This is a genomic window from Paenibacillus graminis (assembly GCF_000758705.1).
Taxonomy (GTDB): Bacteria; Bacillota; Bacilli; order Paenibacillales; family Paenibacillaceae; genus Paenibacillus_AQ; species Paenibacillus_AQ graminis.
Window position 1 is genome coordinate 4689724 of record NZ_CP009287.1, and the last position, 13430, is coordinate 4703153.

Genomic DNA, 13430 nt, shown 5'->3' on the forward strand with positions numbered 1-13430 from the left:
ATGCTTCTCCCCCATTTCTCCCGCTTCTGATTATTTCCCGGCGCCTATTCGGAAAAGCGCCCGCAGCGCACTGCCGAGTGCCTGCAGCCAGTTGTCCGCCGGATAGGCGGCGGCTCCTGCCGGTTGAAACCTCTTCTCGTAAGGTGACTGCTCCGGAGGCAGCTGATCCGGCAAATAGACCGGAACCCGGCCGATCTCCTTGCCGCCGAGCTGCAGCACCAGCACGCCCTTGATGCCAAAGCTGCTGCTTCGTGCCCCCTTCCCCTCTGCCTCCGAAGTGCCGCGGCTCAGTTCCAGCTTGGTCACAAGCCGCGCTTCCTCTCCCTGGCCAAGCGGATAGGCAAACGTCCTGCCGGGGACGAAATTGTAGCCGCTGATGCCTTCACCGCGCTCGATAAGCGTCTTCAGCGGGTAGTGATTGAAGCCGTAGTCCAGCAGCGCGGCATGGTCATTCCAGTCATTCCCGTCATTCAGCGTAACAGCGACCAGCTGCTGGCCGCCGCGGGTGGCGGAGCTGACGAGGCAGCGCAGCGCTTTTTTGGTATATCCGGTCTTTACTCCATCCGCTCCCTCGTACAGGCGCAGCATTTTATTTTTATTCAGCCACTTGTAGTCCCATGGCTCATACGGGTTATCTGCCGTTTTCACCTGGGTCTTCACAATCTGCTTGAATACCGGATTATGCATAGCATAGGCTGTGAGCACAGCCAGGTCATTCGCGCTGGAATAGTGCCCTTCCGCATCGAGTCCATGGGGATTGGCAAAATGGGTGTTTTGCAGCCCCAATTCCTCCGCCTTGGCATTCATCAGATAGACGAAGCCTTCTTCCGACCCTCCTACATGCTCGGCAATTGCCGTAGCCGCATCATTGCCTGAGCGCAGCATCAGTCCATAGAGCATATCCTCCAGCGGCATTTCCTCCCCCTGCTTCAGATATAAGGAGGAGCCTTCCTTAGCAAAGGCATTTTTGCCGACCTTGACCTTGGAATGCAAATCACCGTTCTCTATGGCAACTAGCGCAGTCATGATCTTAGTCAGGCTGGCAATCAGCATAGGCTCGTCCCCACGGCTGCTGTACAGAAGCCTTCCGGACTCTACATCAATCAGCGCCGCGGCCCTGGCATGGGTGGATATGGAACTGTTCTCGGCCCGGATTAAGGGCTGGGGAACCACACACAGCAGCAGTGCGCACAATATTAGAATCAGCAGTACCTTAAGGTTTGATGTCTTCATGTTCATCCTCCGGCTTCTTATCTGTTCACTTGTGTTGTACAAGTGTATGCGGGGCAATGGGATGGTATGTCCATCTCTTCCGCTGCAAGCTTTATCATCACAAAAAGGGACACCGCCTGTTTGAGGCGATATCCCTGTTGTCTGCCGCTGCATCCTTCAGGTAGTACCCATAACGCTAATGAGTCGAGGAATCTGAAGTGACCGGTTTTTTAACCACTTTTTCGGTAACTGAAGCTACTACCTGCGAACCAACAGGTGTGCCATTCTGTGATGATTCGCCATTCTGAGACGATGCGTTACTTGGGAACATGGTCTGAATTTTGTCGATGAGACCCGGAGTCGCATCAATAATTTTCTCGAACAGATGGGTCTGGTTATCCAGCGGCACAATGTGCACACCTTCTTTGCCGACAACAAGAAATGCGATTGGCCGAATGGATACCCCGCCGCCGCTGCCGCCGCCGAACGGAAGCATTTTGACGCCGCTTCCAGTGCCATTGATACCCGGAGCATCGTCTTCCACGCGGAAATCACTGCCCCCTGCGGCAAAGCCGAAGGCAACTTTACTGATAGGCAGAATGACACTGCCATCCGGAGTTTCTACCGCGTCGCCGACAATCGTATTGACATCCACCATGCCTTTAATATTTTCCATAGCGGTCTGCATGAGACCTTGAATCGGGTGATCTGACATCTAAGTACTCCTCCTCTGCTGTTTGAAAGATAGGGGAATTGCCTACTCTTGTACAGTCTGCTCATATATCGGGCATGATATGTACAGCACTCTAATAAAAAAATACGCTGGATGTGAAGCTGCCGACTGGTGCTTTGTCCAGATCTAACCTTCGCAATTTCGCCTCACATAAAATCGGCTTAAGAGGCCAGAATGATGGCTAAGCAGTAAAATCTATATAAGGAGGCTGAGCAATGGACTTCGCGAAAATTTGGCAGGCAGACATGGAAGGCAATGGTTTGCTGCCTTTGATTATGGGTGGGAGCGACATGCAAAAAGACCCCCTAAAGGGGTACGTGATCGTAGATGTGAATCCACTGTCCGGTGAGAAGGCCGGGGCGGGGACCGGCAAGACTCCAATCACTGTGTTCAAGGAGGTCGTTATCCCTGACGGCAAACGGCATTCCTATGACCTGTTCAGAAAGCTGAAGAATAATTACGAATCGGTGTTTGGCGGCAAAGAGGCGGCTTCGGCTGCAGAACATGAAGATATTCATGAATTTCTGTCCTATTCCGCGGTTTCGGCACCTTTACGTCTGGCCCGCAAGTATGCCGAGGATCACCATCAGATTAAGGCCGGGTGCTCCAAAGAAGAATGGGTGGAGACGCTTAGATCAATCTGGTTCCAGCCCCATAAAGACGGCACCTCATTTTTTGAGCATGTTTTTATTGGAGAACGGGGCAGCAAATGGGGCGGACCGCAATTTTGGTACAACTACTATCTGAATGAGGAACCTTACGAATCTCTCGTGAAAGAGGATTCTAACGTCGTTACCAAGCATGCCGGGGCCGGGCAGACTGAAAAAAACAACCTGGCTGAAGTTATCACCATAAAATATACAATTGCAAAAACCCAAAACAACGGGGACCAGCAGACCCAAAGCCAAGATATTGGCGGATTGTTTGCAGGGATCAGTGCGGAAGGGCTGATGGCCCTGGGAACCGTAGCCTATCTGGATGGCCGGACCCAGATCCCTATGGAGCTTAACGGAAAGTCCTTTGATCTCATCATGCATAAGACGGGAGACCGCGAAAAGAATCCGCAAAGCTTCTATCCTCAAATGAAGACACCTGTTCTCGCTTAGCGCCCGTAACAGCCCTGCAAAATTCCCTGGCAGCCCGCACTCCCTGCGGCGCTGCCTTTTGGTGCGATACTGCCGCAGCCGGGTTAATCCGCCTCCTTCTGTGGGGAAACCGCGGGATTGCGGCTAAGCAGCTCTTTCCAGTACCGCAGCCCGCCCTGTACCTTGGAGGCCCGCCGCAGAAGCCGGAGCCCCGAATAAACGGCATGACCCATTGAAAGCTTGCCTACGCATACCGCCTCCGTGGCAAAGGATATCTCATCTGAGAACACAGGCGCAACAAACATCCGCGGAGATTTTTTCAGCCGGACATACCTGGATATCCACCCTGCCAGCGTCCATTTCAGCCCCCAGCATGCTCCCGCTGCCGTTGCCGTATATGCTGCATCGCCCAGCGAGAAATCGGTAGACCAATCCAGCTTGGTAATCTCGACATGAGAAAGTGTATCCTTCAGCCATTTGTTCAGACCATGCGTTGCCTTAATGGCTTTACGGATATTCTTCAGCCAACGGGTAACCGACTCCTTGTCGATTTGCTCATCCTTGTCTTGATCCTTCCGAATGGGTGCAATGCCGCTTTCTTCAAGCTTTACTTTGATGCCCTGCTCCATTCCTTGGAACACGAGTTTAGGCAGCTCATAGTGAAATTTGACCAAGCCAAACAGGGCTTTCAAATCTAATTCGATCCGGTCATCTTTTCCCAGCCTGCACACCCGGAGATGAAAATGTATGTATGAAGTAAAAATCACTAACAGCACTACAATCACCAGCAGCAGCAGCGCTAAGGGTATTGCCAGCCATAACGTCACGAATGTAACCTCCATGCAACAATAATGAGGAGCCTTGCACTAGTATGGCATTCAGGGCTGGAAATAATTCCGCGCACATGCAAAAAAGCCCCATAGCCCCATCCATGATGCCTTCGGCATTTAGGTGAATGGGCTATAGAGCTTCTGCTTGTATACATCCGGCGGCTTACGCCTGTTCCGTATCCTCAAAGGTCATCTGGCTGTCCAGCTTGCTGAACAGAAGCTGTGTCTCCTCTTCCAGGTCGTCGGAGGAAGCGTCGAAGTTTGAAGGTTCCGGCAGCTCCTTCAAATCAGCCAGCCCGAAACTCTCAAGGAATGATTTGGTGGTTCCATACAGAATGGGGCGGCCTACCGCTTCCGCACGCCCGACCTCGTGAATCAAATCCTTGTTGTTCAGGGTATGAATGGCCCGCTCAGACTTCACACCGCGGATCTCCTCAATTTCCACACGGGTTATCGGCTGGCGGTAAGCGACGATGGCCAGTGTCTCCAGCGCAGCCTGGGACAGGGATGCACGTGAAGGTGAATAAGCCAGCCTTTCGAAATAAGGCGCATGGTCAGGCAGTGTAGCCAGGCGGTAGTTCCCGGCAATCTGCACTACCTGCAGGCCGCGTTCCTGGGATACATAATCCTCCTTCAGCTCCTGCAGCGCTTTGCCGGCAATATCCGGCCGCTGCTCCGTAATCTCGGCGATCTGGCGGACAGACAGGCCTTCATCTCCGGACAGGAACAGCAGGCCTTCAATAATTGATTTCAGCGTTTTGAATTCCACTGAGATCTTCTCCCCCTCTCCACTCCATGACAATGTCATCAAATAATTTCTCTTGGTAGCAGAATATCGCCTTCATCTTCATCAGCTCCAGGATGGCGAGGAAGGTAACCACGATCTCATGGCGGGCCATTTCATCATCCAGCAGCGCTGAGAAGCGCATTCTGCCGCCTGTCCCCTTGCGCTGGAGCGCAGCCGATACATCCCGTATTCGGTCCTTTACGGATATTTCATCCCGGGTAATCCGCTGGTAGGAGGATCTCCTGGCCGCCTTGCTTAGCGCCTTCCGGAATGCGGCGATCAGGTCGGCCGTATGCAAGCCCTTGAGCGTATTATCGATTTGGGCCGGCACAAAAGGACCCAGGTCCTCCGGCTCCTTGGTAAAGATCAGGCTGCGTTCACTCTCCATATCCAGCAGCTGCACGGCAATGCTCTTGAATTTGCGGTATTCGATCAGCCGCTGAACCAGCTCTGCACGCGGATCATAATCATCGTCCTCGTAATATTCGAAATCCTCGATTTCAATTACCGGCGGCTTCGGCAGCAGCAGCTTGCTCTTGATCGACAGCAGCGTTGCAGCCATCACCAAGAATTCACTGGTGATATCCAGCTCAAGCTCCTGCATACTCCGCAGATATTCCATGTACTGCTCGGTGATCTCGCTGACCGGAATGTCCTGGATGTCGATTTCCGCCTTGTCTATTAAGTGCAAGAGCAAATCGAGCGGACCTTCGAACGTCTCCAGCTTGTACAATACAGTCACGCGGTTTCCTCCCGCCAAAAAAAAGTAAAGTGCAGCGCCGCCCGGGCGCTACACAAGTAGAAAGATCTTATGGTTCATGCTTTCTTCTCATACATATAAATAAGCACGATTTCAGCTGATTCGTCAAGAGGTCTCTTATTTAAAAAGCTTGTTCAGGTTCGCCATTTCAATGGCAGAGGTCGCAGCATCCCAGCCTTTATTGCCAGCTTTGGTTCCGGAGCGCTCAATGGCCTGCTCGATATTTTCGGTAGTCACTACGCCAAAAATGGTTGGAATACCGGTCTTCAGATTGATTGCCGCCACCCCTTTGGCAACCTCATTGCACACATAATCATAATGGGTTGTAGATCCGCGAATGACGGTTCCCAGCGCGATTACCGCATCGTATCTGCCGCTTTCCGCCATTTTCTGGGCGATCAGAGGAATTTCGAACACTCCCGGAACCCAGGCCACATCTACTTCATCATCAGCTACACCATGACGCTTGAACGCATCAAGCGCACCGGACAGCAGCTTACTGGTAATGAACTCATTGAAACGTCCCACAACTACCCCGTACTTCAGTCCTTCGGATACTAAATGTCCTTCTAAATAATTCGGCATTGTATTCATCTACCCTTCATTAGTAAGTGATATGGATGTTACAGCTTGGAATCCTCATTTTGCTCGATGTTGTCAAAAGTCAGCAGATGGCCCAGCTTGGCCTGCTTGGTATGGAGATAATTGGTGTTGTCCTTGTTCTCCGGCATTTGAATCGGCACACGTTCCACAACCTCAAGACCGTAGCCTTCCAGTCCTTTGATCTTACGCGGATTGTTGGTCAGCAGCCTGATCTGGCGCACACCCAGATCCTTAAGAATCTGAGCTCCGATGCCATAGTCGCGCAGGTCTGCCGGGAAGCCCAGCTTCAGGTTGGCATCCACTGTATCCAGACCTTCCTCTTGAAGCTTATATGCGCGGAGCTTGTTGATCAGGCCGATGCCTCTGCCTTCCTGGCGCATATACAGCAGAACCCCCCGGCCTGCTGCTTCGATCTGGCGCAGCGCCGCTTCAAACTGCGGGCCGCAGTCGCAGCGGTGGGAGTGGAACACATCCCCGGTGAGGCATTCGGAATGCACACGGACCAGCACCGGTTCTTCACCGGAAATATCGCCTTTGACCAAAGCGACATGCTCTTTGTCATCCACTTCATTCGTGTAGGCGATCGTCTGAAAGTCACCGAAATCCGTCGGCAGGTTGACCGAAACCTCACGGGTGACCAGATGCTCCTTCTCATTACGGTAATGAATGAGATCCTTAATGCTGATCAGCTTGAGCTCATGCTTGCGGGCAATCTCGACGAGATCCGGCAGACGGGCCATAGTTCCATCTTCCTTGACCACTTCGCAGATCACGCTGGCAGGATAGGCGCCGCACATGCGGGCCAGGTCCACAGCAGCTTCCGTGTGTCCGGAGCGGCGCAGCACACCGCCTTTTTTGGCAATCAGCGGAAACATATGCCCCGGTCTGCGGAAGTCGGAAGGCCTGGCGTTCGGGTCCATCAGCGCTTGAATGGTTTTGGATCTTTCTGCGGCTGAGATACCGGTGGTGGTATCTATGTGATCGACTGATACGGTAAAAGCCGTGCCATGGTTGTCGGTATTATGTGCAACCATAGGCTGCAGATCCAGTTCTGCGGCCCGCTCTGCCGTAATCGGCACACAGACCAGCCCGCGTCCCTCTGTAATCATGAAGTTAATCACTTCCGGTGTGGAGCGTTCGGCAAGTGCGATGAAGTCCCCTTCATTTTCACGGTCCTCATCATCCACTACGATAATGACCTTACCGCGCATCAGATCATAAATTGCGTCCTCAATGGGGTCCAGAACACTATCGTTCTTGGTTGGCTCGCTCATCTTTCTGTCCTCCTGACAGCTTGGCGCACCCTTATCAGGGCTTAGGCACAAGCCTGCTCATTATTTATACAAACCCGTTCGCCGCCAGAAAATCACGGCTGATCCGGGAGCTGTTCTCTTCTTCCACATTCCCTGCACGTGAACCATAGTTAAGGAGATGGTCTACATACTTGCCAAGCACATCGCATTCCAGATTGATCCGGTCCCCGGTCCGCTTATGGGCCAGGACCGTCTCACCGAGCGTATGGGGAATGATGGATACGGTAAAGGTAGAAGCCGAAGCGTCGACCACGGTCAGGCTGATGCCGTCAATGGTGATGGAGCCTTTGGGAATAATGAACTTAAACAAAGATGTACGCTCTGGAGCAATCTCGAAGACGACCGCATTCTGGTCGCGCTTGACGCTGCGGATTTCACCGGTTCCGTCTACATGGCCTTGCACAATATGTCCGCCGAATCGTCCGCCGGCAGCCATGGCCCGCTCCAGGTTCATCCTGCTTCCGCTGCGCAGCTCCTTGAGCGTGCTGTTGCGGTAAGTCTGAGGCATGACGTCAACGGTAAAAGAATGATCGCCGATTGAAGTTGCCGTCAGACAGACGCCATTCACCGACACGCTGTCGCCGATTTTCAAGTCATTCATAATGAGGGATGCGCCGATGTTCAGCACCATCATTTCGCCTCCGCTGGTCACCCCCCGCAGCACACCGACCTCTTCAATCAAACCTGTGAACATCTGATCGCCTCCTGATATTTGCTTTAACGGATAGGCGTGCCGCTGATACACACATTATCCCCGAGCACTTCCACTTCCAATCCTTCAAGTGTGATCGCGCTTTGCATCAGCTCTACGCCCGGAAAGTCGAAGGTTCCGGGTGCGGCTGCGCCACCACCGACGATTTTTGGAGCGAAAAACAGGATCACACGGTCCACCAGACCGCTCTCCAGCATTGCACCGTTGAGAGTTCCGCCGCCTTCCAGCAGGATCGAACCTATCTCCAGCTCGCCCAGGCGGGTCATCGCTGTCTTGAGATCCACCCGCGGTCCGGCGCCGCTGACAACGATCTGCACCCCGGCGTCCAGCAGTGCCGCCCGCTTCACCGGATCAGCAGATTCGGTAGTGACGACAATGGTAGGTGCCCGGCCATCAAGGACGACAGCAGCATCAAGCGGAATCCGCAGCATAGAGTCAATCACGATCCGGACCGGATTCAGTCCCGGTACTTCCATCCTCGTGGTTAAGGAGGGATTGTCAGCAATCACGGTGTTGACGCCGACCATAATTCCCTGGTGACGGTGGCGCAGCGTGTGCACAATCTCCCGCGCCTGTCCATTGGATATCCATTTACTGTCCCCGGTCCGGGTGGCCAGCTTCCCATCGAGCGTGCTTGCGCTCTTCAGCGTGACAAAAGGCTGCCTGGTCAGGATATACTTGATGAATTTCTCGTTCAGCCGCAGAGCCCGGCTTCGGAGCAGCCCTACCTCAACTTCAATTCCCTGTTCCCGCAGCATGGTGATGCCGCGTCCGGCAACCTGGGGATTGGGGTCCTCACAGGCCACGACCACACGGGCAACCCCTTCATCGATCAGCCTCTGGCTGCAGGGGGGTGTCTTGCCATAGTGACTGCAAGGCTCCAGAGTCACATAAGCCGTACTCCCTTGAGCCTTGCCTGCCGCCATATTCAGCGCGTGCACTTCGGCGTGGCCTGTGCCGCGCTGGAGATGGGTGCCCAGGCCAATCATGGCTCCATCCTTCACGACAACACAGCCGACTACCGGATTAATGCCGGTCTGGCCTTGCGCTCTTTCCGCCATATCCAGTGCGAGTGACATATAAAATTCGTCATTCATTGTATCCATGTCCTGCCTCCGATCGTTGTGCTGCTCTAGCTTTTGCCCAGTTCAAAACAGAAAACCCGCCTCAATCTCCAGGTGGAGTTCAAGACGGGTTATACGAGAGTTTACTGGCAGTTCTAATAAAACTGTACGTTTCACCGTCAAAAAAGACCGAATGTGAAAGTTCGCACATAATATTGGAATACACTGCAGTACGCCTGTCTATATAAGCACAAACGCTAATCTCTCCTTCTTCCATCCAGACTATACTGTCGGTCCCGGAATTGCACCGGGTCCACCGTCCGTATAATATATACGAAGCGGGTAGCGGACTAAGCAGTGCAATCAGCTTGTTCAGCCAATCACAGTTGCATCACCGCCGGTAGGGAATTACACCCTGCCCTGAAGGATTGATCTATTTAATTAGTTTTCAGGTTTTGCCTACAACAAAATTATCACTTTGCTACCGGAAATGCAAGTGCGTTTATGAAATTAACTTTATTTATGTAACTTAATTATCCTTTTGAGCCTGCTTGTCTGTACGCAATAAATCACGGATCTCTGTTAACAAGGCTACTTCAGGTGCCGGTGCAGGGGTCTCCACTACCTCCACTTTCACGGGCTCCTTGCGCTTGAAACGGTTAGCCAGCTTGACTACCATAAAGATTGAGAAGGCAATGATAAAGAAATCGACAACCGACTGCAGAAACACCCCGTATTTCACTACGGCATCTCCATAGGAAAAGGATAGTCCATTCAAATCAATACCCCCGGTAAGCATTCCGACCAGCGGCATGATAATGTCCGTCACCAGCGAAGAGACGATCTTCCCGAACGCTGCACCAATGACCACCGCCACCGCCAGATCCAGCACATTCCCCTTCAAAGCAAACTTTTTAAATTCTTCCCACATTTGTCTTCCTCCAACATCTTGAATTTGAAGTTATTATAGCATTTCTGACGACGGTTTAAGAAGCATCTGGAGGGTATAGCGTTTTTTCTTGCTGCGAAAGAGCCTATGCATGCAGTTCCAGGTAAGTTGCTTGAATAAATTGGGTGTAGACCGACGAAGGGTACTTCCCTACTCTTTCGTTTGCGATTTCCGACTGTTGGCGTGCTTCCTCCATTTTCCCTTGTCTTGCGTAAATTTTGGCTTTGTAGGCATATGAAGTGAAGACAGCTGCACGGTCCAGCGGATGGTAGGCATCGTCAGGCAGGGTAACTTTGGACAGGGCCGCGAGCGCTTCTTCATCCCGGCCCAAATGATACAGGGCAATACCGGTTTGCAGGAAACAACTCGATTCATACCTGCTCCCCTTGCTTTGATACTTCTGCCCAAGCACGATGGCCTCTTCATACCGCCGTTCCGCATTAGCCAGTCTGATCTCGGCCAGATGGACAAGCTGCACAGATTGCTCATCCTCTGTAAACTGCACGAACAGCTTAGCCTTATCCAGATACATCCCCGCTTCTTCGAGATTCCCGGACATCAGGGCAAGGCTGGACAATACACGGTATAGATGATCTGTCAAATAATACACGCCCTCCTCCCGTGACAGGGCAATGGCCGCAAGCGCCGCCCTCCGGCTTCCATCATATTGACCCAGCGCCGATAAAGTCACACTCTCCGCATAATGCAGGTCGATTTCGAATAGAAAATCGTTGCCGGTTTTTTTACTTACATAGTCATCCCTGACCCGCAGGATCAGTTCGAGGCTCTCGCTGTACCGGCTCTGCGTGAAAAGCAGGGCATAGGCCAAATACTGAACTTTAGCACTTTCCACGTATAAATTGAACCGTTCGTAAATCTCGACGGCCCGCCGGATCGCCTCTTCTCCTCCCTCCGTTCCTGTATAGTAGCAGGCATTCACATAGAATCCCATCAGCCGTGCGGCATCCACCGTCATGGGAAGTCTCCCGTCCATTAGGGGTTTAACTGCGGATACAACCGCCTGATAGTTTTTGTGCTTGGACAGGGCTTCAATATCGTGCACCAGGCGGGTAAGATCTGCGCTTTGCTCCTCTCCAAGAAAATAACCTGCGTCCACCCCAAGACGCGCAGCCAAAATTTGCAGACTGCGCATGGAAGGCAGCGCTCTGCCGTTTTCGATTTGGCTGAGCATACTCTTGGTCATATCATCACCGGCCAGATCACTCTGTGTGAGCCGTTTGCTTGTACGCAAGGATTTGATCTTATCTCCAATCGTTTGTTTGCTTGTCATTTATAAGGGCCATCCTTCTGTCCGTATTGTCTCCAGTATAGCGTAAACGAAAACTCTGAGAAAGTGATGTTAAATATAATTTAACTTTTTATTGCATATCAACCACTTCCAGCTTAGAATAAGTTTAATAATATTTAACTTTATTTGAAGGGAGCTGCGCATGAAGATTAATGCCCATGTTTTTTCATCCCCAAGCAACCGGAATATGCTGCTGTTCTTTACAGGCAAACTGGCATCTGTCCTGGGCTCCGGAATGTATACCTTCGTTGTGGGATTATCTATTCTGAAGCTCACAGGCTCTGGAGGAAGCTTTGCAGTTACGATGGTATGCGGACTGCTGCCCCGGATCCTGCTTGCACCCTTCGCCGGCGTTACCGCAGACCGGATGAACCGCCGCATGCTGCTGGTCTGCTCTGATCTTGCCGCCGTCCTGACGCTTCTGCTGGCCTTTCTGGCCGTCTCCCTGGGAGGTGTGTCCCTGCTTCCTGTCTATGCGTCCTTGGTTCTGCTGTCCGTCTGCTCCACCTTTTATGGAATTGCCGTCTCCTCCTCACTGCTGCAGCTTGTGGATACGGGACAAATCCAGCGGGCAGGGTCGCTTAATCAAATGGCCGGTTCCATCGGCAGCCTGCTCGCGCCAGTACTCGGCGGAATGCTGTACGCCATGGTCCCCCTCAAGCTGTTCATGCTGCTGAACGCGGCGGGCTTTGCCGTTTCGACCCTCATGAGCTGTGGTTTGCGGTTCAAACCCTCCGCAGCTACCGTAGTGCACGGTGAGCTGCCTGACCCAGTCCCAGGAAACGATGTTCCGCAGGTACAAACCAAAGTATTGGCAGAGCTGCGGAGCAGCCTTGCCGGAGGCATTTCTTATGTTTTTAAGAAACCTGTCATCCGCGCAGTAATCAACATCGTTTTCTGGGTCAACTTTTTCGTGGTATCGCTGAATGTTGTAATGCCCTTTGTCGCTGTGAAGTCCCTTTCGCTCTCTTCCAGCCAATATGGCACCATTAATGCCATGCTGGCGGCAGGCATACTGGCAATGTCCCTGCTGCTGACCGTCCGCCGCCAAAAAAGCAGCCCCGCCAGCTCGCTGATCCTCGGCCTGTCCACACTTGGCCTCCTGTTTATAGCAATGGCGTTCCCAATGCTGTTTTCGTTCAGCACCACTTCCGCTTATCTTTTTCTGCTTGTGCTGATGTTTCTTGTAGGTATCACGGTGATAAATATCAATATTCCCGTCCAGGTTTACCTGCAGCAAACGGTTGAAGAAGAATATCGCGGAAGAGTGTTTGCAGTCGTCGAGACTGCATCAGGAGCCATCGCGCCAGCAGGGATGATTGTGTATGGGCTGCTGTTGGACCGGATTCCGTCCGGTCTCCTGCTGCTGGCTTCCGGCGTTGCGATTGTATTAGTCGCACTGTTAGGACGAAAAGGACTAAAAAACGGCCGGGAGCTGGAGAGCATGCAGGAGCAGGAACCCCTTCCGGAGCTTCATGCCTGAGAAGGCTGCTGAAACGACGATACTGTACGCAGAAACCACTTTCAGAGCTTCATGTTTGAGAGGGAAGCTGAGAACGCCGATGCTGTAAGCAGCCGTGTTGGGGTTAGGGTTGTCCGTGGAGCCTCATTTCCATCTCCGTGGTAACCTTATGTTCCCTTCTACTTCTGCAGCTCCAACCTCCTCTTTGCACCAAACGGCAGCTCAAGTGGAAAAAGTCCACTTCATTTTTCCTTTCCTGCCCCTCAGCAAGCGTTAGTGGGAAAAAGTAAACTTAATTCGGCCGTTTCGGCCGTTTCGGGTAAATCCACTTCGAATAAGTCTACTTTTTCCACCTAATACCTTCTGTTGAAGGCTTTTGAGCCGATTTAGGTTCCCTAATTCCACTTCACTTCCTGAGATTCGGGCAGTATTGGACTTTGCTTTGGATTGCAAGCTCGTCCGTCCCAGCATGCCTTGTATGTGATTTCTATTCGTCAGACCGAGGGTTTGCCTCCGGCTTCCTTCAGATTCCGCCTCGCGGCGGACACCCTTGCCCTTGGCTAACAGTTCCTACTGCCAAGCCTGTAGCGGACTTTCACCGCCTAGTTATC

The 13430-nt window shown here is 52.4% G+C and carries 13 protein-coding genes and 1 riboswitch; of the genes, 2 read left to right on the plus strand and 11 right to left on the minus strand.

Going from position 1 to position 13430, the window contains the following annotated elements:
- Positions 1 to 30: 30 nt before the first annotated feature.
- Entirely contained in the window at positions 31 to 1239 is a 1209-nt protein-coding gene (locus tag PGRAT_RS20155; protein WP_042267101.1) for a D-alanyl-D-alanine carboxypeptidase family protein, read from the minus strand.
- A gap of 169 nt (positions 1240 to 1408) precedes the next feature.
- The gene (gene ytfJ, locus PGRAT_RS20160; RefSeq protein ID WP_025706964.1) at positions 1409 to 1927 is read right to left on the minus strand and encodes a GerW family sporulation protein; all 519 of its coding nucleotides are present in this window, start codon (positions 1925 to 1927) and stop codon (positions 1409 to 1411) included.
- Positions 1928 to 2160: 233 nt separating this feature from the next.
- Here ytfJ and PGRAT_RS20165 point away from each other — a divergent pair, with 233 nt between their 5' ends.
- On the plus strand, positions 2161 to 3051 hold the full coding sequence (locus tag PGRAT_RS20165) for a hypothetical protein (protein WP_025706963.1): 891 nt from the start codon (positions 2161 to 2163) through the stop codon (positions 3049 to 3051).
- An 83-nt stretch (positions 3052 to 3134) separates the two neighbouring features.
- Here the strand turns inward: PGRAT_RS20165 and PGRAT_RS20170 are convergent, their stop codons facing one another.
- The 9 genes from PGRAT_RS20170 to PGRAT_RS20210 form a co-directional block, all read right to left on the minus strand.
- Positions 3135 to 3857, minus strand: a complete 723-nt coding sequence (locus PGRAT_RS20170) for a DUF2953 domain-containing protein (RefSeq protein WP_025706962.1) — start codon at positions 3855 to 3857, stop codon at positions 3135 to 3137.
- A gap of 166 nt (positions 3858 to 4023) precedes the next feature.
- Positions 4024 to 4629 (minus strand): SMC-Scp complex subunit ScpB, encoded by a 606-nt coding sequence (scpB, locus tag PGRAT_RS20175; protein ID WP_025706961.1) that lies wholly within the window; start codon positions 4627 to 4629, stop codon positions 4024 to 4026.
- Entirely contained in the window at positions 4598 to 5389 is a 792-nt protein-coding gene (locus PGRAT_RS20180) for a segregation and condensation protein A (RefSeq protein ID WP_025706960.1), read from the minus strand. The genes scpB and PGRAT_RS20180 overlap by 32 nt, the downstream gene beginning before the upstream one ends.
- 135 nt (positions 5390 to 5524) lie before the next feature.
- The gene (gene ribH / locus PGRAT_RS20185) at positions 5525 to 5992 is read right to left on the minus strand and encodes a 6,7-dimethyl-8-ribityllumazine synthase (RefSeq protein WP_025706959.1); all 468 of its coding nucleotides are present in this window, start codon (positions 5990 to 5992) and stop codon (positions 5525 to 5527) included.
- 38 nt (positions 5993 to 6030) lie between these two features.
- Complete coding sequence (locus PGRAT_RS20190; protein WP_025706958.1) at positions 6031 to 7284, minus strand: bifunctional 3,4-dihydroxy-2-butanone-4-phosphate synthase/GTP cyclohydrolase II; 1254 nt, start codon at positions 7282 to 7284, stop codon at positions 6031 to 6033.
- A gap of 64 nt (positions 7285 to 7348) precedes the next feature.
- Positions 7349 to 8017 carry a riboflavin synthase gene (locus PGRAT_RS20195; protein ID WP_025706957.1) on the minus strand — a complete coding sequence of 223 codons (669 nt, stop codon included), beginning with the start codon at positions 8015 to 8017 and terminating at the stop codon, positions 7349 to 7351.
- A gap of 23 nt (positions 8018 to 8040) precedes the next feature.
- Positions 8041 to 9141, minus strand: coding sequence for a bifunctional diaminohydroxyphosphoribosylaminopyrimidine deaminase/5-amino-6-(5-phosphoribosylamino)uracil reductase RibD (gene ribD, locus PGRAT_RS20200; protein WP_025706956.1), 1101 nt, complete (start codon positions 9139 to 9141; stop codon positions 8041 to 8043).
- A gap of 219 nt (positions 9142 to 9360) precedes the next feature.
- A riboswitch (FMN riboswitch) is annotated at positions 9361 to 9531 on the minus strand.
- Positions 9532 to 9628: 97 nt separating this feature from the next.
- A complete protein-coding gene (mscL, locus tag PGRAT_RS20205) occupies positions 9629 to 10030 on the minus strand; it encodes a large conductance mechanosensitive channel protein MscL (RefSeq protein WP_025706955.1) in 402 nt (133 codons plus the stop codon).
- 103 nt (positions 10031 to 10133) lie between these two features.
- The gene (locus PGRAT_RS20210) at positions 10134 to 11339 is read right to left on the minus strand and encodes a helix-turn-helix domain-containing protein (protein WP_025706954.1); all 1206 of its coding nucleotides are present in this window, start codon (positions 11337 to 11339) and stop codon (positions 10134 to 10136) included.
- A gap of 160 nt (positions 11340 to 11499) precedes the next feature.
- Between PGRAT_RS20210 and PGRAT_RS20215 the strand changes: the two genes are divergently transcribed.
- A complete protein-coding gene (locus PGRAT_RS20215) occupies positions 11500 to 12840 on the plus strand; it encodes an MFS transporter (protein ID WP_025706953.1) in 1341 nt (446 codons plus the stop codon).
- Positions 12841 to 13430: the final 590 nt, after the last annotated feature.